Consider the following 25,047-nt stretch of genomic DNA (forward strand, 5'->3'; position numbering starts at 1 on the left):
CAGGCGCGCCTCCGGGACGACGCGCGGGCGGCGTCCCGGAGGCGGATTCGTCACAGGGGTCAGCGGGACAGCTCGGCGACCACCAGGCCGCCGCGGGCCTTCGGGGTGAACCAGGTGCTCTTGCGCGGCATCTTCTCCCGCGCCAGGTTGACCGCGACGAAGTCGTCCACCGTCACCGGGGCGACCAGCACCGCCAGCTCGGCCCGGCCCGCGTCGACCTCGCCGGTCAGCCAGCTCGCCGGGTAGTCGCCGCCGACGTAGGTGATCCGCTTGTCGCCCGGGTCGAGCCCGAGCGCGTCGCGCAGCAGCAGCCGCTCGACCAGGGCGTGGTCCAGGTTCTCCAGCCGGTTGTCGCCGACGTGCGGCAGGGTGACCGCGTACCCCCGGCCGGCGAGGCGAAGGTGCACGGTGCCGCCGCCCGCCGGAACCTCGACCGGGCCGTCGATCGGGCTGATCTCCGCGCCGGCGGCGCGCAGCCGGGCGAGCAGGTCGTCGGCGGTGGTGGTCAGCTCGCTGACCAGCCGGTTGTAGGGCTGGATCGCCACCGACGCCGGGGTCGTGATCACCGACAGGAAGCGCGGCAGCCCGCCGGTCTGCGCGGCCAGGCTGCGGTGGTTGCCGTCGGCCACGACCAGCTCCCCGCCGCCCGCCAGGGCGGTCAGCTCGTCCTGGCGGGGGCCCGGCCCGAGCAGCCAGATGGCGTGGGTACGCCCGGCCTGGTCGGTGTCGGTCGCCGCCGGCGCGCCGGCCGCGTCGGTCGCCGCCGCGAGGGCGGCGTGCAGCTCGTCGCCGCGCCCGGTCTGCAGCAGGAGTACGGGCGACAGCAGGTGCCCCAGGGACTCGGCGAGCGCCACCCGCTCCCGCACCTTCGCGATGAAGACGTCCTCGTTGCGGATGACCAGGCCGGGCTCGTCGGCCCGGGTGGAGATCTGGTCGGTGTCCACCATGGCGAAGAGCCCGTACGCGTTCTCCTCCCCCGGCGCGCTGATCCGGTAGAGGACCACGACCTGCGCGGCCGGCGTGTAGCTGCCGTCGGCCTTGGCCTCGGCGAGCCGGGTCACCGCGTCCGGCAGGGCGTCGAGGAAGGACTTGCCCAGGCTCTCCGGCGCCCGGTGCGGCATCTCGATGCCGAGGGCACTGTGCGGATTCGCCTCGATGATCGCGGTGATCTCCGCGTCGTCGGCGAACTCGTCGTAGTTCTGCGCGCCGGTGCCGCCAGTGGTGATCCAGGCCCGGGCGATCGGATGCACGACCGTCATGTGCGAAGACGCTACCGGCGACGCGAGTCCCGGTAGCGCGGGACCCGCGCGTGGTCCACCAGATGAAAGAGCTACCGGGGCGGCGCGTCGGAGTCAGGCGGTGCGGTCGGACTGTCCCCCAGCCCGGCGGTGCCGGCCGCCCGGCGTGGGGCCGCCCGCCGGTCGCCGGCCCGGCACGCCCGGTACGGCGGGCACGATCCGCCGGGTCCCGCCCGGCGCGGCCGGTACCGGCCGGTGCTCGGCCGGCGGGGTGAGCCGGGAGGTGACCGGCACGCGGGCGACGCCGACCACGATCGGCGGGGCGAGCAGGTCCACCATGTGGGCGGGAAGGTCGGGACGGACCGCCGGCCAGCGGGAGTCGTCGACCGACCAGTACGCCGTGTCCGGGCGCTCGGTCACCCCCTCCCGGGTCGACGGGTCGTCACCGGGCACACGGTGCTTGGCCATCGGAACTGCCTCCACGAGCTGCGGGTGCGGCCCTGCGGGTCGCTGCGGCGGACACCCGGGCCAACGATCCCGCCGCCACCCCGGTGACGCCCCACCCTCCCCCGGGCCCCGCGTCACCCGTCGCCGACCAGGGGGTTCACGACGCGAACCCCCTGGTCGGTCCGGGAGGTGCCCACGGTGGGGCCGAAGCCTGAAGCGGGTCAGTCGAAGATGGGGTCGCGGTCGCGGGAGCGCTTCAGCTCGTAGAAGCCGGGGGTGCCGGCGACCAGCAGGACGCCGTCCCAGAGCCGGCCGGCGGCCTCCCCCTTCGGCGCCGGGGTGACCACCGGGCCGAAGAACGCGACCGTGCCGCCGTCCGGGCCGGGCGCGTGGATCACCGGGGTGCCGACGTCGGTGCCGACCGGACGCATGCCGGCCTCGTGGCTGGCCCGCAGCGCCTCGTCGTGGGCGGTGCCCTCGGCCACGTCGGCCAGCTCCGGGTCGAGCCCGACGTCGGTCAGCGCGGCGACGAACAGCTCCCGCGTGAGCTTCTCCTGCCCGAGGTGGATCCGGGTGCCGAGCGCGGTGTAGAGCTTCCGGACGGCGTCCTGGCCGTACCGCTGCTCGACCGCGATGCAGACCCGCACCGGGCCCCAGCCGGTCCGCATCAGCTCCTGGTACTGCTCGGGCAGGTCCCGGCCCTCGTTGAGCACCGAGAGGCTCATCACACGGAACCGGACATCCACGTCCCGGACCTGCTCCACCTCCAGCAGCCAACGGGAGGTGATCCACGCCCACGGGCAGAGGGGGTCGAAGAACATGTCTACGGCGGCACGCTCGCTCACGGCTGGTCCCTTCGAAAAACGGGGTGCGCCGGCCTCCCGGCGCCTCCTGCGATCTTCACCCCAGCGGGTATCGACCCACAGCGGAATGAGAGCGTGACCTCGCCCACCACAGGGTGTTCGTGCATGGAAGACTCGAATCCGGCCGTCACGAGCGGTCGATGACGGCGCCACCAAGGCGTGTGGCGAAACGGGATGGAGACGAAAAGTGCCGGGAGTGCGCAACCTGACGCAGGTCGAGGCCACCGAGCGGGCCCGCCTGCTCGACGTGACCGGATACGACATCAGTCTGGACCTCTCGTCCGCCGTACGGGCGGCGGCCGAGGCTCGCACCTTCCGTTCGCGGACCGAGGTGCGGTTCCGGTGCGCGGAACCCGGCGCGAGCACCTTCATCGAGCTGGCCGCCGACTCGGTGCGTTCCGCGACGCTGAACGGGACTCCGGTGGACCTGGGCGACTGGTCGGCCGAGAAGGGCCTGACCCTGTCGGGACTGGGCAGCGAGAACACGCTCGTCGTCGAGGCGGACTTCGCGTACTCGAACAGCGGGCAGGGCCTGCACCGCACCGTCGACCCGGTCGACGGCGAGACCTACCTCTACAGCCAGTTCGAGACGGCCGACGCCCAGCGGGTCTTCGCCTGCTTCGACCAGCCCGACCTGAAGAGCGTCTACACCTGGCACGCCACCGTCCCTGACCACTGGAAGGTGGTCTCGAACATGCCGGTGGAGCGGGAGGAGGCGGCGGGCGAAGGGCTGAAGACGGTCCACCTCACCACCTCGGTGCGGATGAGCACCTACATCACCGCCCTCTGCGCCGGGCCGTACCACGAGGTGCGGGACAGCCACGACGGCATCGACCTGGGCGCGTTCTGCCGGGCCTCGATGGCGCCGCACCTCGACTCGGACGACCTCTTCCTGGTCACCAAGCAGGGCTTCGACTTCTTCCACGAGCAGTTCGGCGTGCGCTACCCGCTGCCCAAGTACGACCAGCTGTGGGTGCCCGACTTCAACGCCGGCGCCATGGAGAACTTCGGCTGCGTCACGCACGCCGAGTCGCACTACCTCTTCCGCTCGCAGGTGACCGACTACGAGTACGAGCAGCGGGCCAACACGATCCTGCACGAGCTGGCGCACATGTGGTTCGGTGACCTGGTCACCATGCGCTGGTGGAACGACCTGTGGCTCAACGAGTCGTTCGCCGAGTGGGCCAGCCACTGGTGCAACACCCACGCCACCCGCTTCACCGAGGCCTGGACGACGTTCCTGTCCATCCGCAAGAACTGGGGCTACCGGCAGGACCAGCTCTCCTCCACCCACCCGGTCTACTGCGAGATGCCGGACCTGGAGGCGGTCGAGGTCAACTTCGACGGCATCACCTACGCCAAGGGCGCGAGCGTGCTCAAGCAGCTCGTCGCGTACGTGGGTGAGGAGCCGTTCCTGGCCGGCCTGCGGGCCTACTTCGCCAAGCACGCCTGGGGCAACGCCACCTTCGACGACCTGCTCTCCGAGCTGGAGACGGCCTCCGGCCGGGAGCTGCGCAAGTTCGCCACCCAGTGGCTGGAGACGGCGCAGGTCAACACGCTGCGGCCGGAGCTGACGATCGGCGCGGACGGCACCTACGAGCAGGTGGTCGTGCTCCAGGAGGCGCCCACCGCGCACCCGACGCTGCGTACCCACCGGATCGGGGTGGGCCTCTACGACCTGACCGACGGCCGGCTGGTCCGCCGCGAGCGCCACGAGGTCGACGTCGCCGGCGAGCGGACCGAGCTGACCGCGCTGCGCGGCGTGCCCGCCGCCGACGTGCTGCTGCTCAACGACGACGACCTCACCTACACCAAGCTGCGCCTCGACGAGCGGTCGATGGCCACCGTGGTGCAGCACATCGCCGGCTTCGAGTCGTCGCTGGCCCGCGCGCTGTGCTGGACCGCCGCCTGGGACATGACCCGCGACGCCGAACTGGCCGCCCGCGACTACGTGGCGCTGGTGCTGGCGGGGCTGCCCGCCGAGACCGACATCAACCTGGTCAACGCCGCCCTGCGCCAGGCCAAGACGGCGCTCACCTTCTACGCCGACCCGGCCTGGGCGCCGACCGGCTGGGCGGAGCTGGCCCGCACCGCGCGGACGACGCTGGCGGCGGCGGAACCGGGCAGCGGCTTCCAGCTGACCTGGGCCCGCGCGTACGCCACGGCGGCCCGCTCGGCCGAGGACCTGGCCACCCTGCGTGGCTGGCTGGCCGGCAACGACGTTCCGGCCGGCCTGTCCATCGACACCGAGCTGCGCTGGGCCGTGCTGGGCGCACTGGTCGCCAACGGCGCGGCCGGTCCCGCCGAGATCGAGGCCGAGCTGGCCGGGGACCGCACGGCCAGTGGCGAGCGCGAGGCCGCGTACGCGCACGCGCTGGTGCCGACGGCGGAGAACAAGGCCGCCGTGTGGGCCGAGCTGACCGGCCCGGAGGCGCTGCCGAACTGGCGCAACCGGGCGCTGTTGCAGGGCCTCATCCACCCGGCGCAGGTCGAGCTGACGGTGCCCTACCGCGACAAGTACTTCGCCGCGGTGGACCAGGTCTGGGGCAGCCGGGACAGCGAGCCGGCGCAGGAGTTCACGCAGCTGGCGTACCCGGCGTACCTGGTGGACGACGAGACCGTGGCGGCCACCGACGCGTGGCTGGCCGGCGACGGCCACCCGGCCCCGCTGCGCCGGCTGGTGGGCGAGGGCCGCGACGGCGTCGTCCGCGCCCTGCGGGCCCGCGAGCGGGACGCCCGCAGCGCCTGACGTACGCCCGACACGGTGAAGCCCGGTCCGCGGTGCGGACCGGGCTTCACCGTTGGACGTCGGGTGGGTTCGGGTCGGTCAGCCCTTGCCGGCGTGGCTGGCGAGCTGGTCGAGGCCGTTGATGATGCCGCCGGCCAGGTCGCCGCCGCCGAACGCCGCCACCATCGAGAGCGCGGCGAGCCGGGCGTAGGTGTCGGGGATGCGCTTGCGGGCGTGCCGGCCGGTGACGACCTCCAGCTGCCGCTGGTTGGGCGACACCGCGATCAGGATCGACCGGTCGGGCTCGGCGAGCTGGCGGTGCAGCCGCTCCGCGTGCTCCCGGATCGGCTCGTCGAGGCCGCCGACGAAGACCGAGAAGACCAGGCCGGTGCCCTGGTCGGCCAGGCGCAGGGCCTCGTCGATGCGCAGCAGCTGGCGGGTCGAGAACGGCCCGTCCAGCACCTCGGGCGGCGTCCCCGTCCCGGCCTGCTTCTCACCAACGGTCACTTGCGCCTCCGGTTCCACCGGCCGGCGGCTCGACGCCGGCCCGCTCGAGCTTGTGGCTGGTCAGCGCCGGCGCCTGCGCGCCCGCTGCCAGGGCGGTGCCGGCCGAGTCGGCCAGCTGCTCCGGCCGGCCCAGGAACCAGACCGGAGTGAAGTCGAAGGGCCGGCCCGGTCGGTAGCGCTTGGCGCCGCCACCGCCGCCACCACGGTTACCGGCGTACGCCAGGCCGGCGATCACCAGCACCGCGGCCGCCGGGATGCCGACGAAGACCAGCAACGTCTCGGTTACAGACAATCCCAACGCCCCCAGGCGGAAGAAGAGACCTCAAGGATCCGGGTCGGGTGGACGATCATGGCGCCGACCGCCCGACACCGCTGCCATTCACGTTAGCGGAGCCCACGGCCCGCCAGATTGCGGGGTGGCGATCCCAACCGCCACTGGAGTGCTCCAGTTGCGCAGCCGTGGCGATCAACCTCGCGTCGTCGCCGTACCGACCGGTCAGCAGCACCCCCACGGGCAGCCCTTCGGCGGTGACGCCCACCGGCAGGGACACGGACGGATCACCCGTGACGTTGAACACGGCGCAGTACGGCGAGAACCGGCGTTGCCGGTCGAAGTCCTCGGCCGGGTCGCCCCCCTCGGCGAACCAGCCCAGCGGCGCCTGCGGCGCGGCGAGGGTCGGGCAGAGCAGCAGGTCGCAGCCGGCGGTGCGGCGCACGCCGAGGCGTACCTGCGCCTGGAGTTCGCCGAGCGTGGCGGTGAGGGTGCCGGCGGAGATCTCCGCGCCCCGGGCCCGCAGGTGGCGGGTCAGCGGCAGCAGCGCGCTCTCCCGCCCGCGCGGCACGGGCGCGAGCGCCAGCACGTACCAGACGATCTCGAACAGCGGCCACACGGCGGGCCCGAGGGGCGCGGGGACGTCGACCACCTCGTGGCCGGCGGCGGTGAGCAGCGCCGCCGCCCGGTCCACGGCGGCGAGGCAGTCGGGGTGCACCGGCTCGTCGGCGAGCATCGGTGCGGTGAACCGCCCGACGCGCAGTCGCCCCGGGTCGGCCGCGCGGGCCGCGCCGAGCCAGCCGCCCGGGGGCGGGGTGGGCGCCAGGTAGGGCTCGCCGGGCACCGGCCGGGCCAGCACGTCGAGCAGCGCCGCCACGTCGGCGACCGTACGCCCGATCGGGCCGTTGGTGGGCAGGCCGAAGGCACCGGAGCCGACCGGCCCCCCGGAGACCAGCCCCCGGCCCGGCTTGTAGCCGACCAGGCCGCACAGCGACGCCGGGATGCGCAGCGAGCCGCCGCCGTCGGAGCCCTGGGCGACCGGCACCAGCCCGGCCGCGACGGCCGCCGCCGCCCCTCCGCTGGAGCCGCCGGCGGTGTACGCCAGGTCCCACGGGTTGCGGGCCGGCGGCGCGACCAGCCCCTCCGAGTAGAGCGAACAGCCCAGCTCGGAGGTGGTGGTCTTGCCCAGGCTCACCAGCCCGGCCTCCGCCATGAACCGGACCACGTCGGCGTCCACGGGCGGCACGAAGTCAGCGAACGCCGCCGAGCCGAAGGTGGTGCGCACCCCGGCGGTGAGGGTCAGGTCCTTGATCGCGGTCGGCACGCCGTGCAACGGGCCGCGCTCGTCGGCGGGTACGGCGTCGGCGGCGCGGGCCGCCGCGCGGGCCCGCTCGCCGGTGACCGTGACGAACGCGCCGACGGTGTCGCCGAGCGCGTCGACCCGGGTCAGGTGGTGCTCGACCAGGTCGACGCTGGACAGCTCGCCGCCGGCGATCGCGGCCGCCTGCTCCAGCGCGGTCAGGTCGTGCGGCTCGGCCATCCCCTCATCCTGCCCGCCCGGCCGCCGGTGTGCCGTACGACACGGCCGGCCGGCGGTGCGACGAGCGCCATATCCCCCCGGACATGACCACATCGGGATGACCGGGCACCGGCGCCCGGCACGCAGGATGGACCCGATCGATGGCGATCACCGTCCACCCGGTGGCCCCCCGCAACGCCGCCACCGACCCCCACCCCCGCAGGGAGCGTCGCCGTGCAACCTCTACCCGCTCTGCACCCCCTCCCCCGCCGCCGCTGGTCCTCGCGCGCCACCCGTCCGTTGCTGGCCCTCGCCCTGGTCGGCGCGAGCCTGGCCGCCGCGCCCGCCGCGCCCGCCGGCGCCCGGGACCTGCCTACGACCGCGCCACTCGCCGCCAACCCCTACGAGCGCGGCCCCGCGCCCACCGTGACCAGCATCGAGGCCACCCGGGGCCCGTTCGCCACCGCGCAGACCACCGTGGCCGCCAGCAGCGTCAGCGGCTTCGGCGGCGGGACGATCTACTACCCGACGAGCACCGCCGAGGGCACCTTCGGCGCGGTCGCCATCTCCCCCGGCTTCACCGCGCGCCAGACCTCGGTCGCGTGGCTCGGCCCCCGCCTGGCCTCGCAGGGCTTCGTCGTCATCACCATCGACACCCGGTCCGTGTACGACCAGCCGGCCAGCCGGGGCACCCAGTTGCTGGCCGCCCTGGACTACCTGACCAACACCAGCACCGTCCGCACCCGGATCGACCAGAACCGGCTCGCCGTGATGGGTCACTCGATGGGCGGCGGAGGCAGCCTGTCGGCGGCCAGCACCCGGCCCGCGTTGCAGGCGGCGATCCCGCTGACCGGCTGGCACACCCAGAAGAGCTGGTCGTCGGTGCGCGTACCGACCCTGGTCATCGGGGCCGAGAACGACACCGTGGCCCCGGTCTCGTCGCACTCGGAGCCGTTCTACACCAGCCTGCCGGCCACTCTGGACAAGGCGTACCTGGAGCTGAACGCGGCGAGCCACTCCGCGCCCACCTCGTCGAACGTGACGGTGGCGAAGTACAGCATCTCCTGGCTCAAGCGGTTCGTCGACGACGACACCCGCTACGAGCAGTTCCTCTGCCCGGCCCCGCGGGGCTCGGCGATCGAGGAGTACCGGGACACCTGCCCGCACTCCTGAACCCCATGCTCCGGAGCCGTCGCGCGCACTGGGGGCCGCGACGGCTCCGGATTCCACCCGCCGGGCGGCACGGGGGCCCTCAGGGGCCGCGCCGCCCGGGCACGGCTCAGGAGCGGGTGCCGAGGAAGCGCAGCGCGTTGCCGCCGAGCAGCAGGTCGCACTGCTCGGCGGTGAGGAAGTCCGCCTCGTGCACCACCCGGCCGACCGGCCGCTCCCCCAGCGGGTACGGGTAGTCGCTGCCGACGAGCACCCGCTCGGCGCCCATCGTGTCGACCAGCAGCCGCAGCGCGGGCGCGGAGAAGACCACCGAGTCGACGCAGAACCGGTCGACGTACGAGCTGGGCGGAGCGGTGGAGGCGCCGCGTACCAGGTCGCCACGGCGGTGCCAGGCGTTGTCGGCGCGGCCCAGCCAGAACGGGAAGCTGCCGCCGCCGTGCGCGAAGCAGATCCGCAGCGTGTCGGGCACCCGGTCGAAGACGCCGCCGAGGATCAGCGCCAGCACCGACAGGTGCGTCTCGGCGGGCATCCCGGCGAGCCAGCGGGCCATCCACCGGTCCAGCCGGGGGCCGCCCGGCATGTCCCACGGATGCACGAAGACCGGCGCGCCCACCTCGGCGCAGTGCGTCAGGAACTCCACGATCCCGGCGTCATCCAGGTCGCGGTCGCCGACGTGGTTGCCGATCTCCACCCCGGCGTGCCCGGCCGCGAGGCAGCGGTCCAGCTCGGCGCAGGCCGCCTCCGGGTCCTGCAACGGCACCTGGCAGAACGGCACCAGCCGGTCACCACCGGCGGCGGTGACCTCCAGGGTGCGGTCGTTGAAGATCCGGGCCACCTTCACCGCCTGGTCGGCGGGCCGGTCGTAGCTGAAGAAGACCGGGGTGGGCGACACGACCTGCACGTCCACGCCGTCGGCGTCCATGTCGCCGAGGCGGGTCGGCGCGTCCCAGCACTCCGCCCCGACCGGGCGGAACTCCGTCTCCCCCACCATGATCATGGCCGCCCGCTCGGAGTCGACCCGCAGCCAGGGCCAGCCGGACCCGCCGCACGCCGCGCCGAGGTCCGGCCACCCCTTCGGTACGACGTGCGTGTGCACGTCGACCACGGGGGGCCGCGCCGGCCCGGGCCCGGCAGGCATCAGCCCTTGCCCGGGTGCAGCGCGCCGCAGTTCGCGCAGGTGCGGGCGGCCTCGTCGGCGTAGAACGCCTGGAACACCGGGGGCAGGTCGGCGGCGATGTCCCTGACCTGCAACTCCACCTCGTGCACCTGGTGCCCGCACTCGGTGCAGTACCACTGGAACTTCTCCAGCGTGCCCTCCTCGCGGACCCGCTCCACGACCACGCCGATCGAGCCGGCCTCGGGCCGCTGCGGCGAGTGCGGGGTGTTGCGCGGCAGCATCCACATCTGCCCCTCGCGCACGTGCACCGTACGCGGCCCCTCCGGGGTCATCAGGTTGACGTGCATGTTGCCCTTGACCTGGTAGAAGAACTCCTCGTACGGGTCGACGTGGAAGTCGGTGCGCTGGTTGGGCCCGCCCACCACCATCACGATGAAGTCGTCCCCGCCCGGGAACATCTCCTTGTTGCCGACCGGCGGCTTGAGCAGGTGCTGGTTCTCCGCGATCCAACCGGGGAAGCTGAACGGCTCCGCGATCTCACTCACGACTGACCTCCTGACGGAAGAAGGGCCACGGCCTGAATCTCGATGAGCAGGTGCGGGTGTGGTAGCTGGTGCACGGCGACGGTGGTGCGGGTGGGCCCGGTCGCGTCGAAGTACTCGGCCCAGACCTGGTTGTAGCCGCCGAAGTCGTTCATGTTGACGAGGTAGGTGGTGACCTGCACGAGGTCGCTCAGGTCGGCGCCGACTGTCTTCAGCAGGTCGGCGATGTTGTCGATGACGGCGCGGGTCTGCGCGCGGATGTCGAGGTTCGTGGTGCCGAACTCGTCGACGTCGACGCCGGCAAAGGTGTTGTCGGGGCGGCGGCTGGAGGTGCCGGAGACGAAGACGAACCCGCCGGCGACCTTGACGTGTGGGAACGCGCCTCGGGGTACGGCCTTGCCGGCCACGACGTGCGCCTGCACGCCCGTGCCGTGGCCTGCTGCCGCGCCCTGGTTCGCGGGCGTGTCGTGGTTCGCGGGCGTGTCCTGGCTCGCGGTCGTGCTGTGGTTCGCGGTCGTGCCCTGGTTCGTGGTCATGCCGACGCTCGCAGGGAGGTGGTGCCGAGGTGTTCGACGACGGCGCGGACGTGGGCGCCGGGGCGTAGAGGGACGGCGGCGGTGGCGGCGCCGGCGAGGAACACCCAGCCCTCGCGCAGCCGCACGCCGTGGCGGCCGGCGAGGCGGATGCCTTCGTCGAGGGCGCGGCGGGGGTCGCCGAGGATCGCGGCGGTCGAGCCGACCTGCGCCACCCGTCCGTCGATCTCCAGCAGCACACCCAGGTTGTCCAGGCCGTCGGGGACCGGCGACCAGGGGCCGATGGTGAAGGCGGCGGCGGAGGTGTTGTCGGCGATCACGTCCGGCAGGGAGAACGTGAAGTTGGCGTACCGCGAGTCGATGACCTCGATCGCCGGGGCGACCGCACGCACGGCGTCGGTGAAGTCCCCGACCGGCTCGCCCGGTTCGGGCAGCCGGTCGAGCAGGAACGCCACCTCCGGCTCGACGCGGGGGTGGATGAAGGCGCCGACATCGAGGGTGCCGCCGTCGGGGATGCGCATGGTGTCGGTGAGCCGGCCCCAGATGACCTCGTCCACGCCGACCTGCGCCATCTTCGCCTTGCTCGTCAGGCCCATCTTCAACCCGACCAGACGCTCACCCCGGTCGAGACGACGCTGGATCAACGCCGTCTGCACCGCGTACGCAGCATCCACGTCCAAGCCCGTCTCGGCGGCCAACTGCGCGATGGCGGTGGCGGTGTCGGCCGCCACGCCGAGGCGCTCGGCGATACCGGCGGTGTCCGGCCCGATCATGATGTCTCCTTGCCGGCGAGGTCCAGTGCCACGTCCACGATCATGTCTTCCTGCCCGCCGACCATGCGGCGACGGCCCAACTCGACCAGGATCGAGCGCACGTCCACCCCGTACTTGTCCGACGCCCGCTCCGCATGCCGCAGAAAACTCGAATACACCCCCGCGTAGCCGAGGGAGAGGGTTTCGCGGTCGACCTGCACGGGCCGGTCCTGCAACGGCCGCACGATGTCGTCAGCGGCGTCCATCAGCGCGAACACGTCACAGCCATGCTCCCAACCATGCAACTCCGCCACCGCCACGAACACCTCCAACGGCGCGTTACCCGCCCCCGCACCCTGCCCCGCCAGCGACGCGTCCACCCGCACCGTCCGACCGTGCGCCGAACCCAGCGGCCCGTGCCCGAGGATCCGCCCGTGCTCGACCGCGACGACGCTGTTGGCGACACCGAGGGACAGGTTGTGGTGGGCGTGGATACCGATCTGCGTGGTCGACGCCAACACCTGCCGGTACGCGTCCACCCGCTCGGCGACGTCGGACATGAGCAGTCGGCCGCCGGAGTCGGTGACGTAGACGCAGTGCGCCCCGTACGACTCCATCAACTTCGCCTGCCCCGCCAGACCAGCCGCATCGTTCATGTGCGACATCATCAGGAACCCCGACACGTCCATGCCGTTCTCCCGCGCCCACGCGATGTGCTGCGCCGAAATGTCCGCCTCCGTGCAGTGCGTCGCGATCCGCACACTCGTCACCCCGAGCGCCTTCGCCGCCTTCAGATCCGCGATCGTGCCGATCCCCGGCAGCAGCAGGGTGGTGAGTTTCGCGTTCGTCATGACCTCGGCCGCCGCCGAGATCCAGTCCGCGTCACTGGCCGCACCATGGCCGTAGTTCACACTCGACCCCGCCAGACCGTCACCGTGCGCGACCTCGATCGCCGCCACCCCGGCGGCGTCCAACGCCGCGGCGATCGTGCGGACCTGCTCGACCGTGTAGCGGTGGGCCACGGCGTGCATGCCGTCGCGCAACGTCACGTCCTGGATGTACAGATCAGTCACCGGGTCACCTCCACGACGTTCCGACCCACGCCATCGCCACCAGCGCCGTCATGGCCCGCGCTGGCGCCATCAGCGCCGTCGCGGCCCGCGCCGTCATGGCCGGTCGCTGCCGATCGCAGCCCGACCAGCCGCTCCGCCGTGCGCAGCGCCGCCGACGTCATGATGTCCAGGTTCCCCGCGTACGCCGGCAGATAGTGCCCGGCGCCGGAGACCTCCAGGAACACCGACACCTGCAACCCGCTCAGACGCCGACCCAACGACGGCACATACGCATCGACCCGATCGAACTGCACGTCCTGCTTCAACCGATACCCCGGCACGTACTCCTGCACCGCCGCCACCATCTGCGCCACCGACCCGGCGATCGCCGCCCGATCGGCGTCGGCGTCCTCACACAGGCAGTAGACGGTGTCGCGCATCAACAACGGCGGATCAGCCGGATTCAACACAATGATCGCCTTACCACGCTGCGCGCCGCCGACCACCTCGATCGCCCGCGCCGTCGTCTCCGTGAACTCATCGATGTTCGCCCGCGTCCCCGGCCCCGCCGACCTCGACGCAATCGACGCCACGATCTCCCCGTACACCACCGGCGTCACCCGACCCACCGCCGCAACGATCGGCACCGTCGCCTGCCCACCACACGTCACCATGTTCACATTGCGCTGGTGCAGGTGCTCATCCAGGTTCACCGGCGGCACCACATACGGACCCACCGCCGCCGGCGTCAGATCCACCACCAGCCGACCATGCGCCACCAACACCGCATCGTTGTAACGGTGCGCGCCCGCCGACGTCGCATCGAACACCAACTCCACATCCGCGAACTCCGGCATCGCCACCAGGCCGTCGACACCCTCGGCAGTGGTCGCCACACCCAACCGCCGGGCCCGCGCCAGGCCGTCGGAATCGGGGTCGATGCCGACCATCGCCACCATCCGCAGCGACTCCGACAACCGCAGCACCTTGATCATCAGATCGGTGCCGATGTTGCCCGACCCGATCACCGCCACGCCGGTGGTCACGACGCCTCCTTGGAGAAGCACGTGCGGACAGAGCCCAGGCCGGAGATCCGCGCCTCGTACGCCGCACCGGGCGTCACCGGCACCATCGGACCGAGCGCCCCGGACAGCACCACATCCCCGGCACGCAGCGGATCACCCGAGCGGGCCATCGTCTGCGCCAACCACTGCACCGCATGCAACGGGTTACCCAGGCAGGCCGCGCCCGCTCCGACCGACACCGGCTCACCGGCCTGTTCGAGGACCATGCCGCACAGCCGCAGGTCCACGTCGGCGAGCCGACGCGGCGTGGTACCCAGCACGAACAGGCCACTGGAGGCGTTGTCCGCCACCGTGTCCACGATCGAGATGTCCCACCCCGCCACCCGCGAATCCACGATCTCGATCGCCGGCAACACATGATCGACCGCCCGGATCACATCCGCGCCGGTGATCCGCTCGTCCGGCAGATCCGCACCCAACACGAAGGCGACCTCCGCCTCCACCCGAGGCTGCAACAACCGGCCCATCGGCACCTCGGCCCCGTCGGGCACCGCCATGTCATCGGTCAGCACCCCGAAATCGGGCTGGAAAACACCGAACGACTCCTGCACCGCCCGCGACGTCAACCCGATCTTCGCGCCCACCCGCCGGTGACCGCGCTGCAACCACCGCCGCACCTGAAGCTGCTGCACCAGGTACGCCGACGTGACGTCCCCCTCCGGCAGCAACCGCCCCCGCAGCGGCGCACACGGCTTACCGTTCTCCCGCGCGTCGACCAGTTCCCGCGCCGCCGCCTCGTAATCAACGCTCATGTCGGCTCCTCGCTGCCCTCGGAGCCGCCAGCGGGCTCCACGGCACTGCGCCTGATTGGCTGCGCGCTCATGTCAGGTCCACGCAGACGTTGGTGAGTTCGGAATAGAAGTCGAGGGAGTGCACGCCGCCCTCGCGCCCGATCCCGGACGCCTTCACCCCACCGAACGGTGTCCGCAGATCCCGCAGGAACCACGTGTTCACCCACACGATCCCCGCGTCCAACCCCATACCGGCCCGGTGCGCCCGACCCACGTCCCGCGTCCACACCGCCGCCGCCAACCCGTACTCCGTGCCGTTCGCCAACGCGAACGCCTCATCCTCATCATCGAACGGCGCCACATGAACCACCGGCCCGAAAATCTCCTCACGATTGGTACGCGCATCCGCAGCGAGCCCCGTCAACACCGTCGGCTGCACATACGCGCCACCATCACGCGCGTCACCGAAGCCCGGCGTGCCGCCCCCGGTCAGCACCTGCGCGCCCTCACGACGGGCCAGGTCGTAATAGCCCAGCACCTTCTCGCGATGCTGATGCGAGATCAGCGGCATGTTCACCGTCGCCTCGTCCGAAGGCCACCCGAACGACAACTCACCAGCCCGCTGCGCGAGCCGGGCCGTGAACTCCTCGAACACCGGCCGCTGCACATAGATCCGCTCGGTGCACAGACACACCTGACCACCATTGGTGAAACTCGACCGCACCGAACCGGCCACCGCCGCGTCCAGATCCGCGTCCGCGAAGACGAGCCCCGCGTTCTTGCCACCCAACTCGAACGACACCGGCCGCACCCCATCGGCAGCGGCTCGCATGATCGCGCTGCCAGTCGACGACTCACCGGTGAACGTGATCGCGTCGACGTCCGGATGCCGGGTCAAAAACTCCCCCGCCGAATCCGGACCGAACCCGTGCACCAGATTGAACACACCCTCCGGCACACCGGCGGCAGCCATCACCTCCGCCAACAGCGTCGCCGACGCCGGCGTCTCCTCACTCGGCTTCACGATCACGGCATTACCGCAAGCAAGGGCCGGAGCGACCTTCCACGTGAGCAGCAGCAGCGGCAGGTTCCACGGCACGATCACCGCCACCACACCCACCGGCTTACGCACCGCATAATTCAACGCCCGCCCACCGGTCGGGGTGACCGTGGTGAACGACTCCGTCGGCGCGGTCGCCACAATCTCCGCGAACGCACGGAAATTCGCCGCACCACGCGGAATATCCAACGTCCGCGCCTGCGAAATCGACTTACCCGTATCCGCCACCTCAGCAGTCACCAGATCGTCGAAACGGCGCTCCAACTCGACAGCGACCCGACGCAACACCTCGGCCCGCTCACGCTCCCCCATCCGACCCCACGGCCCCCGCAACGCCGCCCGCGCCGCCGCCACCGCGTCGTCCACACACGCCCGATCCGCCTCGACCACCTCGAACACCGGCTCACCCGTCACCGGACTGCGTTTGACGAACCGCCGCCCACCCTCGACGAACTCACCACCCACGAAGTTGCGCAGCAGGCCCGGGCCGTCGGGTGCCCGCCCGGCCATCAGCCGGGGATCCCAGGTCACGGTCATCGACGCCTCCCTCGGCTGATCGTGAGGCCGACCGCGCCGGCCAGCAGCGCCACTGCCCCGGCGGCCACCGCCCCGAGCAGGCGGTGCTGCCGGCGGACCCGGCGACGCACCTCCGCGTACGGGGTGGTCGAGAAGGACACCAGCTCGTAGCGGGAGACGTACCGGCCCGGCAGCACCCGCTCCAGCGCGTGCTCGACCTTCCGGCCGGCCTGGAACAGCGGCGAGGCGACCTTGTCCCGCATCTCCACGAAGTTCGCCAGCGCCATCTGCGCGATGGCCTCGGCGTTGTCCTGCCGGCGCTGCTGGAACAGCGGCAGCGCCTCGGACCAGTCGTCGGCGCACTCGTCCAGGCAGCGGTCCAGCTCGACGACGTCCTCGAAGGCGCAGTTCGCGCCCTGGCCGTAGAACGGGACGATGGAGTGTGCCGCGTCGCCGAGCAGGCCGACCTTCCCGTACGCCTGCCAGGGGGTGCAGCGGACGGTGCCGAGCACGCCCACGGGGTTGTGCTGGTAGTCGTCCACGAGACCCGGGGCGAGCGGCGGCAGGTCCGGGTAGTGCTCGGCGAAGTGCCGCTCGATGGCCGCCGGGCTGCCCAGCGAGGCGAAGCTGGCGGTGCCGTGGGTGGGCCAGAAGAGCGTGCAGGTGAACGAGCGGTCCGGGTTCGGCAGCGCGATCATCATCGAGGTGCCGCGCGGCCAGATGTGCAGCGCCTCCGGGTCGAGGGCGAAGTCCCCGCCCAGCGGCGGGATCGTCAGCTCCTTGTAGCCGTAGTCGAGGAAGTCCACGCTCTCGGTCAGCAGCCCGTACGCCAGCAGCTGCCCGCGCACCGCGGAGCCGGCGCCGTCGGCGCCGAGGACGACCGACGCGGTGGCCGCGACGGCACCCTGCGGGGTCTCGAAGGTCATCTCGCCGCTGGTCGGGTCGAGCCCGACGAGCCGGTGGTCGAAGGCAACCCGCACCCCGGGCAGGCTGGTGGCCGCGTCGAGCAGGGCGTTGTTCAGCGCGCCCCGGCTGATCGAGTTGATCGCCCGGTCGCCGGCGGCGCTGTACGACTGGAACTGCGCCTCGCCGTCGACGGGGTGGATCATCCGGCCGCGCATCGGCAGCCCGTCGGCCAGCACCTGCTCGTCGAGGCCGATCCGGCGCAGCGCGTCCAGGCCCCGCTCGGAGAGCGCCAGGTTGATGGAGCGTCCCCGCTCCACCGTGCCGGTGCGCGGGTCGGGCCGCCGCTCGTAGAGGGCGACCGGGTAGCCGCGCCGGGCCAGGAAGCAGGCCAGCAGGCAGCCGGCGAGGCCCGCGCCGACGACCGCGATCTCGTCCCGCTGGTCGGTCATGAGCTCATCTCCGTTCGCGACTGCGGGGCTCGCAACCCCGGCTCACTCCTCGCGCTCACCATGAGTTCACCTCCACCGTGGCGGCCAGCGCGTCGGCGACCCGCCAGCAGTCGTGGAACGTGGAATAGAGCGGCACCGGGGCGAACCGGATGATGTCCGGCTCCCGGGCGTCGGCGATCACGCCGTGCTCGTGCCGCAGCCGCTTGGCCAGCCCGGCCGCGCTGCCCGCGCCGATGCGCACCGAGAGCTGGCAGCCGCGCCGCTCCGGCTCGCGCGGGGTGACCACGGTCAGCGGACGGTTCGCGGTCACCTCGTCGAGCAGCCCCGCCAGGTAGCCGGTGAGCCGGACGCTGCGCTCACGCAGCGCGGGCATCCCGACGGAGTCGAAGAGCTCCAGCGAGGTACGCACCGGGCCCATCGCGAAGATCGGCGGATTGGAGATCTGCCACGCCTCGACGGTGGCCGGCGGCCGGGAGACCGGGGTCATCTCGAACCGGGTGGCCGCCTCGGTGCTCCACCAGCCCTCGAAGCGGGGCAGGTCGGGGTCGCCGAGGTGCCGCTCGTGCACGAAGACGCCGGCCAGCGCGCCGGGGCCGGAGTTCAGGTACTTGTAGGAGCACCAGGCGGCGAAGTCGACGTCCCAGTCGTGCAGGGCGAGCGGGACGTTGCCGGCGGCGTGCGCCAGGTCCCAGCCGACCACGGACCCCGCCGCGCGGCCGGCGGCCGTGATCGTCGGGATGTCCATCAGCTCGCCGGTGAGGTAGTTGACCCCGCCGAGCAGCACCAGCGCCACCGTGTCGCCCTCGGCGGCCAGGTAGGCGGTCACGTCCTCGGTGCGCAGGGTGTCCTCGCCGGCGCGCGGGCGCAGCCGGACGACGGTGGTGTCCGGGTCGAGGCCGTGGAAGCGGGCCTGGCTGCGCACGGCGTAGCTGTCCGAGGGGAAGGTGCTGTCCTCGATGACGATCCGGGTGCGCGCCCCGGCCGGCCGGTAGAAGCTGACCATCAGCAGGTGCAGGTTGACCGTCAGGGAGTTCATCACCACGACCTCCGCCGGGGCGGCGCCGACCAGTCGCGCGGCCGGCGCCGTCAGCAGCTCGTGGTACGGCAGCCAGGGGCGCTCGCCCTCCAGGTGTCCCTCGACGCCGAGGCGGCTCCACGCGTCCAGGTCGGCGGCGAGCTCGTCGCGGGTGGCCCGGGGTTGCAGGCCGAGCGAGTTGCCGGCCAGGTAGGCGGCCTCGGGGTACCGGCCGCCGTCGGCCGGCGGCACGTGGAACAGGTGGCGGTGCCCGGGATCGGCGGCGTCGAGGCGGCGCGCCTCGGCCTCACCGGCGGCGAAACCGGACGGATCGGATGCGGGGGTGGTCATGGGGTCGTCTCGCTCTCGGGTCACATCGCTGTCCGGGCCGACCACAGCTCGGGGAAGACCACCCGGGCCATGCTGCGCTGCAACCACGCCAGTCCGGCGGAGCCGCCGCTGCCCACCTTGGCGCCCATTGTGCGCTGCACCGCCTTGACGTGGTGCTGCCGCCAGTCGCCGAACTGCTCGGCCACCTCGGTCAGCGCCTCGCCCAGCATCCGCAGGTGGTTCTCCGGCCCGGGCTCGGCGTAGATCCGCACCCACGCGGCCTCCACGGCGGCGTGCGGCTGGTGCTCGGCGTTGACGTCCCGGTCCAGCAGGTCGGCCGGCACTTCGTGGCCGTGCCGGGCCAGCAGGGCGACCACGTCGTCCCAGAGGCTCGGCGCCGCCAGGGTGGCGCGCAGCTCGGCGTACACGTCGGTCTGCCGCCGGAACGGCCGGATCAGCGTCTCGTCGCGGAGGCCGAGCAGGAACTCCAGGTGGCGGTACATCGCCGACTGGAAGCCCGAGCCCTCGCCCAGCAGGTTGCGGAACCGGTTGAAGTCGGCCGGGGTCATCCAGCGCAGCCCGTTCCAGGCCGCGTTCAGCCCTTCCAGGTGCAGCGCGGCGCGGCGCAGCGGGGCCAGCGCGTCCCACACCCGGTCGGCCCGCAGCAGCCGCTGTGTCTCGCGCAGCTCGTGGCAGGTCAGCTTGAAGTACAGCTCCATGATCTGGCTGACCATCAGGAAGGACATCTCGCCGGGGTCGTCGCTCAGCGGCTGCTGCAGTTTGTGCAGCGTGCTGGCGTGCACGTACGCGTCGTACGGCACCCGCTCGGCGAACTCCAGCGTCGGTTCGCCGCCGTTGCGGGCGGCGCGGGCCGCGCGCTGCCGCGGGGTCACCGGGCGCACCGCCGCCTTGGCGGGTACGCGCACGTCCGTCTGCTTCACCGGTGGCCTCCCTCTGCTCCGTCACCCGGAACGACCGACGGTCGGCCGTTTTCGGGATGTCGACATGATCTCTCGGCGGAACCCCCGGATGGAATGCCGGATCAACGGCGCTCACCCCGTCTGACCTGCTACGCAGAAGGCATGAGCCGGATTCGGCTTCGAGAAAGTAAGGTCGCCCCATGGACGACATGGACTGGGCGCTGCTGCGGGAACTGCAGGCTGACGCGCGCCTCTCCTTCAGCGAACTCTCCCGACGGGTGCACCTGTCGCCGCCGGCCGTGGCCGAGCGGGTGCGCCGGCTGGAGGAGTCCGGGGTGATCACCGGCTACCACGCCCACGTCGACCTGACCCGGGCCGGCCGCACCGTGGTCGCGCTGATCCGGATGTCCTGTTACGGGGCGCGGTGCATCCTGCGCGACCCGGACGTGGCGAACTGGCCCGAGATCCTGGAGATCCACCGGATCACCGGCGACGCGTGCAGCATGCTCAAGGTGGCCGCCGGGTCGATCGACGACTTCGAGGGCGTCATCGACCGGCTCGCCCCGTACGGCCAGCCGTCCAGCACGATGGTGCTCTCCAGCCCGCTGGAATGGCAGCCCGTCACCCCGCTGCCCCCCGCCGACCGGCAGCGCTGACCCGCCCCGGGTTTGCCCCCCGGCCAGCGGGAAAGCAGGCCCCTGTTGCCCGGGGAGGATTCCGGTGATCGTCACCGGAAGGGGGGATCATGCCGGTGCTCACAGCGTTCCAACGTGCCCTGACCCGCGCTCTGACCGTCTTGGGGCTGGTCGGGGCTTTCGTCCTGACGACCGTCGCACCCGCCTGGGCGGGTGAGAACACCTTCGTCGAGGTGGTGCCCAACAGCGCGCAGGCCGGCACCCGGGTCAGCATCCGGGCCGGTTGCGACAACGCCAACACCCGCCAGGCCGACGTGCACTCCGACGCCTTCGGGCGGGTGATGCTGCGGCCGGACAACGGCTTCCTGACCGGCCAGGTCACCATCCCGGGCAGCAAGGAACCCGGCGACTACCCGGTGGACCTGCGCTGCGACAACGGCAAGACCGCGACCACCACGCTCACGGTGCTGAACATGGAGCAGCCGAGCAAGGGTCCGGCCACCGGGGGCGGCGGCACCGCCGGCGTCTCGGGCACCGGCTCGATGCTGATGATCGGGGGCCTCGCGGTCGTGGCCCTGGCCGTGGGCTTCGGCTTCTTCGGCAACCGCCGCCGGACCGGGTCCGGTTCCTGACCCGCCGTCGCCATGACCGGCTCCCTGAGGCGTACCAATGGATCGGATCCGGGCCGGATCCGGGCGACCACCCGGCGGGCGCTGCGGGCGTCCCGCCGGGCGGCGGCCGCGACCGCCTGCCGGCTAGGCCGGGTGGCCGGGGAGGCGGTGTCGGCGAGCGTCGCCACCACCGACCCGGCCGCCGGTCCGCTGCCCGCCCGACCCCGCTACCGCCGCGTTCCGGCCGGCCGCCGCCGGCTGGCCCCGGGGCGGGGGCCCGGCCTGCCGGTCCTGGTGATCGGGACGTTGATGGCGCTGATCGTCACGATGCTCGGCGTGGAGCGGATCGCCGGCGTGAGCGTGCTGCCGGAGCGGTTCCTCGCGGGGCTGCGACCCGCGCCGAAGAAGTTCCCGGTGCTGCCCGCCAGCCGGCCCGTCGGCATCGCCATCGACCCGATCGACGTCCGGGCGCCCGTGCACGGCGTCGGCATCGCCCCGGACGGCAGCATCGCGGTGCCGGACGCCGCCCGCGCCCAGGAGGCCGGCTGGTACGACCAGGGCCCGACCCCCGGGCAGTACGGCCCGGCGGTCATCGTCGGGCACGTCGACACGACCAGCGGGCCGGCGGTCTTCCACAAGCTGCGGGACCTGGACGACGGCGACCGGATCGAGGTTGCCCGACAGGACCGCTCGGTGGCCGTCTTCGAGGTGGACTCCGTCGAGCGCTTCGACAAGGACCGGCTGCCGGTGGACGAGGTCTTCGGCGACTTCGACCGCCCCCGGCTGCGCCTGATCACCTGCGGCGGGCGCTGGGTGGGCGGGCAGACCGGGTACGCCGACAACGTGGTGGTCTTCGCGTCCCTGGTCCGGGCGCGTACGACGTGACCGGCCCGCCCGCGCGCCGCGTCGTGCGGGCGCGGGCGACGGGTCAGGCGGCCTCGGGCTCCCGGCTCAGGCGGCCTTCGGGCTCGCGCAGGTCGAGCCAGTCGGACCAGCGGGGGTCTGGCGCCCGGTGGCCGAGCACCCGCCAGGCGGTGCCCTTCGGGGCCGCCGGCAGCGCGTGCAGCCGCCAGCCCAGCTCGGCCGGCGTCTTGTCGCCCTTGGTGTGGTTGCACCGGGCGCAGGCCGCGACGACGTTCTCCCAGGCGTGCCGGCCGCCCCGGCTGCGCGGGAAGACGTGGTCGATGGTCTCGGCGGGACCCCGGCAGTAGGCGCACCGCCAGCCGTCCCGGGCGAAGATGGCGCGGCGGGAGAGCCCGACGTGGGTGCGGTAGGGCACGCGTACGAAGCGGGTGAGGCGGACGACCGACGGCACCGGCAGCGCGTCGCGGGCGCTGTGCAGGATGCCGTCGCCGTCGGCGACGCAGACCGCCTTGGCGGAGAGCACGAGAATGGCGGCGCGGCGCACCGACACGACGCACAGCGGCTCGTAGGTGGCGTTGAGAACCAGCGCACCGGAGCCCACCGTGGGTCGTATGTCAGGCATCGCGTTCACCCTCCCGGTTCAGCGGCCCCCTGCTCGCCACCGCCGACCGGAAACGGGCGCAGTCGCCCACCACGGCCGACGCCGGCCGGATCACCGACGTCCGTGCGCCCATCGTCCCTGATCGGCTCCCGGATTGCACGCACTAATGTCGGAAGCCGGCCAGGCATCACCCGGAAACGGGGAGGTCCGCCCCTGAGCAGGGGCGGAACTCCCCGGCGCCGCTCGCCGGCCGGCACCCGCCACCCATTCCGACGCGCCGCATTCCAGGCCCCGATGATCATGTTTACGCATTGAAGCCGATAAACGCGATCACGACGACCCGATCAATGCCGCACCGACGGGTGCGACCTCCTGCGCGCATCATCGGCCACGCCCGGCGCCGATCGGCCCGCCCGGTCCGTCAGATCGGCCCGCCCGGTCCGTCAGACCCGGGCCAGGGAGGAGAGCAGTGCCGCGGTCTCCCCGGGGCGGACGAGCACCGCGGCGTGGCTGACGTCGAGGGACCACACGTCGAACGGGTTGTCGGGGGTGAGCGCGTCGGCGTCGGCGATGAACCGGTCCTGGAGCGCGATCGGTATCGACCGGTCGGCGGTGAGCCGCAGGTAGGTGCGGGGGACGCGGCCCCAGGTCCCGGGGTCGGCCCGCTCCTCGCCGGCGTCCAGGCTCTCGTCCGGCTCCAGGGTGTTCAGGTAGCCGTGGAACTCGTCGTCGGTGCCGTCGGCCAGGATCGCCTCCCGGAGGGTGGCGAGCAGTGCGGGGTCGGCGGTGCGCCAGTTGAACCGCAGCGCGCCGAGTTCCATCGGGTTCGCGGCGAGCAGGCCGCCGACGCCATTCAGGGCGCTCGACGCGTTCTCCGCCGAGGCCTGGTAGCCGGCCGGGGTGTCGGCGGCGCAGCACCACGCCGAGATGTAGACCAGCCGGTCCAGCAGCTCCGGGGCGGCGTTGGCGACCCCGGTCAGGGTGAGCCCGCCCCGGCTGTGCCCGACCAGGATGACCGGTCCGTGCTCGCGTACCCGCCGCACGACGTCCAGGACGTGGGCCACGTTGTCGGCGTGGCCGACGCCGGCCATCGCGCTCGGCGCGGTCGCCAGGGCGGCGAGGTCCTGCGGGGCCTGGTACGCCGCCGGGAACGTCGCGCCGAAGCCGTGCCCAGGCAGGTCGACGGCCAGCGAGCGGTGCCCCCGCAGGGCCAGTTCCCGCTGCATGGGCGCCCAGGTGAACGAGTTGCTGCCGGCACCGGGCACGAAGACGAAGGTGGAGGCTGTCATTTGATCATGATAGTTGTGCCGTCACCTCGCGTTCCCCGGGGCGCGACCTGAACCGATGCGACCGCGCGGGCGGCACTCTCCACCCGGGGGCCGGGTCACGACGCGGAGGGTCGGGGGGTTGGGGTCCCGCCGGGTGCGGTACGAAGACAGCGTGACCGCTGTCAGCCTGACGCCGCCCGCCCTCCCCGCCGTCGAGGCGCCGGACCCGACCCCCTCGCCGACCTGCCTGGACGACGCCCTCTGCAAGAGCGTCTACGACATGACCGGCTCGGTGTGGTTCGCCGAGGGCAGCTACTGGATCCTGCTCAAGCCGCTGCGGATCGTGATGATCCTGCTGCTGGCGGTCGCCGCCCGGTGGCTGGTGCACCGCACGATCCGCCGGCTGGTGCGCACCACCACCGACGCGGGCGTGCCGACCATGCTGCGTCCGCTGCGCGAGCGGATCCCCACCGCCACCGTCGAGCCCGGCGAGTTCGTTCCGGAGCGGCGCCGGCAGCGGGCCGAGGCGATCGGTTCGGTGCTGCGCAGCCTGAGCACCGCGTTCATCTTCGGCATCGCGCTGCTGATGATCCTCAAGGAGTTCAGCTTCGACCTGGCCCCGCTGCTGGCCAGCGCCGGCATCGCGGGCGTGGCCCTCGGCTTCGGCGCGCAGAGCCTGGTCAAGGACCTGATCGCCGGCCTGTTCATGCTGATCGAGGACCAGTACGGCGTCGGCGACACCGTCGACCTCGGCGAGGCGACCGGCGTGGTGGAGTCGGTCGGGCTGCGGGTCACCACCGTCCGCGACGGGCGGGGTGTGCTCTGGTACATCCGCAACGGCGAGATCGTCCGGGTGGGCAACAAGAGCCAGGGTTGGGCCCTGGTGGTGGTCGACCTGCCGATCGGCTTCGCCGGCACGGAGGAGGCCACCGCCGTGCTGCGTACCGCCGCCGCCTCGGTGGCGATCGACCCCGACCTGGCGCCGGAGATCGTCGAGGCGCCGGAGGTGCTGGGCGTCGAGCAGATGACTGTCGACGGCGCGGTGATCCGTACGGTGGTCAAGACGACCGCCGACGGGCAGTTCGCCGTCGGCCGGGAGCTGCGTCGCCGGCTCGCCGAGGCGCTGGAGAACTCCGGCATCACCGCGAAGATCGCCGCCGCCCGGTTCTACCCCGGCATGCCCGTCCCCACCCCCGGCGAGACCGGGCAGGGCGGCGCCACCTGAGGCGCCCGGAACGCCGGGCGGCGGGGGTCGCGAGCCGGGTGGCCCCTCGGGTATCGTCCGTTCGTTCAGTCGGAGATGCGACGATCAACCCC

24 protein-coding genes and 1 pseudogene are annotated in these 25,047 nt (G+C 72.6%); 6 read left to right on the forward strand and 19 right to left on the reverse strand.

The window, feature by feature from the left end:
- Positions 1-59: 59 nt before the first annotated feature.
- From ACPXCB_RS03735 to ACPXCB_RS03745, 3 genes are all read right to left on the reverse strand, one after another.
- Positions 60-1,259: a DUF1015 family protein gene (locus tag ACPXCB_RS03735; protein ID WP_425872220.1), complete on the reverse strand. Its 1,200-nt coding sequence runs from the start codon at positions 1,257-1,259 to the stop codon at positions 60-62.
- Positions 1,260-1,352: 93 nt separating this feature from the next.
- The gene (locus tag ACPXCB_RS03740) at positions 1,353-1,706 is read right to left on the reverse strand and encodes a hypothetical protein (protein ID WP_425872222.1); all 354 of its coding nucleotides are present in this window, start codon (positions 1,704-1,706) and stop codon (positions 1,353-1,355) included.
- Positions 1,707-1,906: 200 nt separating this feature from the next.
- Entirely contained in the window at positions 1,907-2,530 is a 624-nt protein-coding gene (locus ACPXCB_RS03745) for a disulfide bond formation protein DsbA (RefSeq protein ID WP_425872224.1), read from the reverse strand.
- Positions 2,531-2,744: 214 nt separating this feature from the next.
- Here ACPXCB_RS03745 and pepN point away from each other — a divergent pair, with 214 nt between their 5' ends.
- A complete protein-coding gene (gene pepN, locus ACPXCB_RS03750; RefSeq protein ID WP_425872226.1) occupies positions 2,745-5,297 on the forward strand; it encodes an aminopeptidase N in 2,553 nt (850 codons plus the stop codon).
- A 78-nt stretch (positions 5,298-5,375) separates the two neighbouring features.
- On the opposite strand, the gene ACPXCB_RS03755 is transcribed toward pepN, so the two are convergent.
- The 3 genes from ACPXCB_RS03755 to ACPXCB_RS03765 all read right to left on the reverse strand — a co-directional run bounded on the left by ACPXCB_RS03755 (position 5,376) and on the right by ACPXCB_RS03765 (position 7,594).
- The gene (locus tag ACPXCB_RS03755) at positions 5,376-5,783 is read right to left on the reverse strand and encodes a DUF5130 family protein (protein ID WP_425872228.1); all 408 of its coding nucleotides are present in this window, start codon (positions 5,781-5,783) and stop codon (positions 5,376-5,378) included.
- Positions 5,770-6,057: a hypothetical protein gene (locus ACPXCB_RS03760; protein WP_425872864.1), complete on the reverse strand. Its 288-nt coding sequence runs from the start codon at positions 6,055-6,057 to the stop codon at positions 5,770-5,772. The genes ACPXCB_RS03755 and ACPXCB_RS03760 overlap by 14 nt, the downstream gene beginning before the upstream one ends.
- A gap of 73 nt (positions 6,058-6,130) precedes the next feature.
- Complete coding sequence (locus tag ACPXCB_RS03765; protein WP_425872230.1) at positions 6,131-7,594, reverse strand: amidase; 1,464 nt, start codon at positions 7,592-7,594, stop codon at positions 6,131-6,133.
- Positions 7,595-7,807: 213 nt separating this feature from the next.
- Between ACPXCB_RS03765 and ACPXCB_RS03770 the strand changes: the two genes are divergently transcribed.
- Complete coding sequence (locus tag ACPXCB_RS03770) at positions 7,808-8,746, forward strand: alpha/beta hydrolase (RefSeq protein WP_425872232.1); 939 nt, start codon at positions 7,808-7,810, stop codon at positions 8,744-8,746.
- 106 nt (positions 8,747-8,852) lie between these two features.
- Here ACPXCB_RS03770 and ACPXCB_RS03775 read toward each other — a convergent pair whose 3' ends face one another.
- The 11 genes and pseudogenes from ACPXCB_RS03775 to ACPXCB_RS03825 all read right to left on the reverse strand — a co-directional run bounded on the left by ACPXCB_RS03775 (position 8,853) and on the right by ACPXCB_RS03825 (position 19,772).
- Positions 8,853-9,881, reverse strand: coding sequence for an amidohydrolase family protein (locus tag ACPXCB_RS03775; protein WP_425872234.1), 1,029 nt, complete (start codon positions 9,879-9,881; stop codon positions 8,853-8,855).
- A complete protein-coding gene (locus tag ACPXCB_RS03780) occupies positions 9,881-10,405 on the reverse strand; it encodes a 3-hydroxyanthranilate 3,4-dioxygenase (protein ID WP_425872236.1) in 525 nt (174 codons plus the stop codon). Before ACPXCB_RS03780 ends, ACPXCB_RS03775 begins: the two co-directional genes overlap by 1 nt.
- Positions 10,402-10,824, reverse strand: a complete 423-nt coding sequence (locus tag ACPXCB_RS03785) for a RidA family protein (protein ID WP_425872866.1) — start codon at positions 10,822-10,824, stop codon at positions 10,402-10,404. The genes ACPXCB_RS03780 and ACPXCB_RS03785 overlap by 4 nt, the downstream gene beginning before the upstream one ends.
- A gap of 110 nt (positions 10,825-10,934) precedes the next feature.
- On the reverse strand, positions 10,935-11,708 hold the full coding sequence (locus ACPXCB_RS03790; RefSeq protein ID WP_425872238.1) for a 2-keto-4-pentenoate hydratase: 774 nt from the start codon (positions 11,706-11,708) through the stop codon (positions 10,935-10,937).
- Positions 11,705-12,760, reverse strand: a complete 1,056-nt coding sequence (dmpG, locus tag ACPXCB_RS03795; protein WP_425872240.1) for a 4-hydroxy-2-oxovalerate aldolase — start codon at positions 12,758-12,760, stop codon at positions 11,705-11,707. Before dmpG ends, ACPXCB_RS03790 begins: the two co-directional genes overlap by 4 nt.
- 110 nt (positions 12,761-12,870) lie before the next feature.
- Positions 12,871-13,785, reverse strand: a pseudogene (locus ACPXCB_RS03800) (acetaldehyde dehydrogenase (acetylating)); the annotation flags it as partial.
- Positions 13,782-14,576 (reverse strand): 2-keto-4-pentenoate hydratase, encoded by a 795-nt coding sequence (locus ACPXCB_RS03805; RefSeq protein ID WP_425872242.1) that lies wholly within the window; start codon positions 14,574-14,576, stop codon positions 13,782-13,784. The gene ACPXCB_RS03805 and the pseudogene ACPXCB_RS03800, both read right to left, overlap by 4 nt.
- A 67-nt stretch (positions 14,577-14,643) precedes the next feature.
- Complete coding sequence (locus tag ACPXCB_RS03810; protein WP_425872868.1) at positions 14,644-16,125, reverse strand: 2-hydroxymuconic semialdehyde dehydrogenase; 1,482 nt, start codon at positions 16,123-16,125, stop codon at positions 14,644-14,646.
- A 23-nt stretch (positions 16,126-16,148) separates the two neighbouring features.
- Complete coding sequence (locus ACPXCB_RS03815) at positions 16,149-17,486, reverse strand: FAD-dependent oxidoreductase (RefSeq protein ID WP_425872244.1); 1,338 nt, start codon at positions 17,484-17,486, stop codon at positions 16,149-16,151.
- Between the two features lie 55 nt (positions 17,487-17,541).
- The gene (kynU, locus tag ACPXCB_RS03820) at positions 17,542-18,852 is read right to left on the reverse strand and encodes a kynureninase (RefSeq protein WP_425872246.1); all 1,311 of its coding nucleotides are present in this window, start codon (positions 18,850-18,852) and stop codon (positions 17,542-17,544) included.
- Positions 18,853-18,872: 20 nt separating this feature from the next.
- The gene (locus tag ACPXCB_RS03825) at positions 18,873-19,772 is read right to left on the reverse strand and encodes a tryptophan 2,3-dioxygenase (RefSeq protein ID WP_425872248.1); all 900 of its coding nucleotides are present in this window, start codon (positions 19,770-19,772) and stop codon (positions 18,873-18,875) included.
- Between the two features lie 179 nt (positions 19,773-19,951).
- Between ACPXCB_RS03825 and ACPXCB_RS03830 the strand changes: the two genes are divergently transcribed.
- The 3 genes from ACPXCB_RS03830 to ACPXCB_RS03840 all read left to right on the forward strand — a co-directional run bounded on the left by ACPXCB_RS03830 (position 19,952) and on the right by ACPXCB_RS03840 (position 21,882).
- Positions 19,952-20,407 (forward strand): Lrp/AsnC family transcriptional regulator, encoded by a 456-nt coding sequence (locus ACPXCB_RS03830; RefSeq protein WP_425872250.1) that lies wholly within the window; start codon positions 19,952-19,954, stop codon positions 20,405-20,407.
- Positions 20,408-20,496: 89 nt separating this feature from the next.
- Positions 20,497-21,018 carry a hypothetical protein gene (locus ACPXCB_RS03835; RefSeq protein WP_425872252.1) on the forward strand — a complete coding sequence of 174 codons (522 nt, stop codon included), beginning with the start codon at positions 20,497-20,499 and terminating at the stop codon, positions 21,016-21,018.
- A 12-nt stretch (positions 21,019-21,030) separates the two neighbouring features.
- Positions 21,031-21,882: a class F sortase gene (locus tag ACPXCB_RS03840; RefSeq protein ID WP_425872254.1), complete on the forward strand. Its 852-nt coding sequence runs from the start codon at positions 21,031-21,033 to the stop codon at positions 21,880-21,882.
- A 43-nt stretch (positions 21,883-21,925) separates the two neighbouring features.
- Here the strand turns inward: ACPXCB_RS03840 and ACPXCB_RS03845 are convergent, their stop codons facing one another.
- Positions 21,926-22,483: an HNH endonuclease gene (locus ACPXCB_RS03845; RefSeq protein WP_132239323.1), complete on the reverse strand. Its 558-nt coding sequence runs from the start codon at positions 22,481-22,483 to the stop codon at positions 21,926-21,928.
- 422 nt (positions 22,484-22,905) lie between these two features.
- Positions 22,906-23,751 (reverse strand): alpha/beta hydrolase, encoded by an 846-nt coding sequence (locus ACPXCB_RS03850; RefSeq protein WP_425872256.1) that lies wholly within the window; start codon positions 23,749-23,751, stop codon positions 22,906-22,908.
- A 118-nt stretch (positions 23,752-23,869) separates the two neighbouring features.
- Here ACPXCB_RS03850 and ACPXCB_RS03855 point away from each other — a divergent pair, with 118 nt between their 5' ends.
- On the forward strand, positions 23,870-24,955 hold the full coding sequence (locus tag ACPXCB_RS03855; protein WP_425872258.1) for a mechanosensitive ion channel family protein: 1,086 nt from the start codon (positions 23,870-23,872) through the stop codon (positions 24,953-24,955).
- Positions 24,956-25,047: the final 92 nt, after the last annotated feature.

The organism is Micromonospora sp. DT62, from assembly GCF_049847285.1.
In the GTDB taxonomy this organism is placed as follows: Bacteria; Actinomycetota; Actinomycetes; order Mycobacteriales; family Micromonosporaceae; genus Micromonospora; species Micromonospora reichwaldensis.

What these genes read in the sequence shown, in the direction of transcription:
- ACPXCB_RS03815 (WP_425872244.1), bottom strand. Translation starts at nt 17,486, where the DNA reads ATGACCGACCAGCGGGACGAGATCGCGGTCGTCGGCGCGGGCCTCGCC.
- ACPXCB_RS03740 (WP_425872222.1), bottom strand. Translation starts at nt 1,706, where the DNA reads ATGGCCAAGCACCGTGTGCCCGGTGACGACCCGTCGACCCGGGAGGGG.
- ACPXCB_RS03790 (WP_425872238.1), bottom strand. Translation starts at nt 11,708, where the DNA reads ATGATCGGGCCGGACACCGCCGGTATCGCCGAGCGCCTCGGCGTGGCG.
- ACPXCB_RS03840 (WP_425872254.1), top strand. Translation starts at nt 21,031, where the DNA reads ATGACCGGCTCCCTGAGGCGTACCAATGGATCGGATCCGGGCCGGATC.
- kynU (WP_425872246.1), bottom strand. Translation starts at nt 18,852, where the DNA reads ATGACCACCCCCGCATCCGATCCGTCCGGTTTCGCCGCCGGTGAGGCC.
- ACPXCB_RS03830 (WP_425872250.1), top strand. Translation starts at nt 19,952, where the DNA reads ATGGACGACATGGACTGGGCGCTGCTGCGGGAACTGCAGGCTGACGCG.
- ACPXCB_RS03850 (WP_425872256.1), bottom strand. Translation starts at nt 23,751, where the DNA reads ATGACAGCCTCCACCTTCGTCTTCGTGCCCGGTGCCGGCAGCAACTCG.
- ACPXCB_RS03765 (WP_425872230.1), bottom strand. Translation starts at nt 7,594, where the DNA reads ATGGCCGAGCCGCACGACCTGACCGCGCTGGAGCAGGCGGCCGCGATC.
- ACPXCB_RS03810 (WP_425872868.1), bottom strand. Translation starts at nt 16,125, where the DNA reads ATGGCCGGGCGGGCACCCGACGGCCCGGGCCTGCTGCGCAACTTCGTG.
- ACPXCB_RS03805 (WP_425872242.1), bottom strand. Translation starts at nt 14,576, where the DNA reads ATGAGCGTTGATTACGAGGCGGCGGCGCGGGAACTGGTCGACGCGCGG.
- ACPXCB_RS03735 (WP_425872220.1), bottom strand. Translation starts at nt 1,259, where the DNA reads ATGACGGTCGTGCATCCGATCGCCCGGGCCTGGATCACCACTGGCGGC.
- ACPXCB_RS03775 (WP_425872234.1), bottom strand. Translation starts at nt 9,881, where the DNA reads ATGCCTGCCGGGCCCGGGCCGGCGCGGCCCCCCGTGGTCGACGTGCAC.
- ACPXCB_RS03845 (WP_132239323.1), bottom strand. Translation starts at nt 22,483, where the DNA reads ATGCCTGACATACGACCCACGGTGGGCTCCGGTGCGCTGGTTCTCAAC.
- ACPXCB_RS03835 (WP_425872252.1), top strand. Translation starts at nt 20,497, where the DNA reads ATGCCGGTGCTCACAGCGTTCCAACGTGCCCTGACCCGCGCTCTGACC.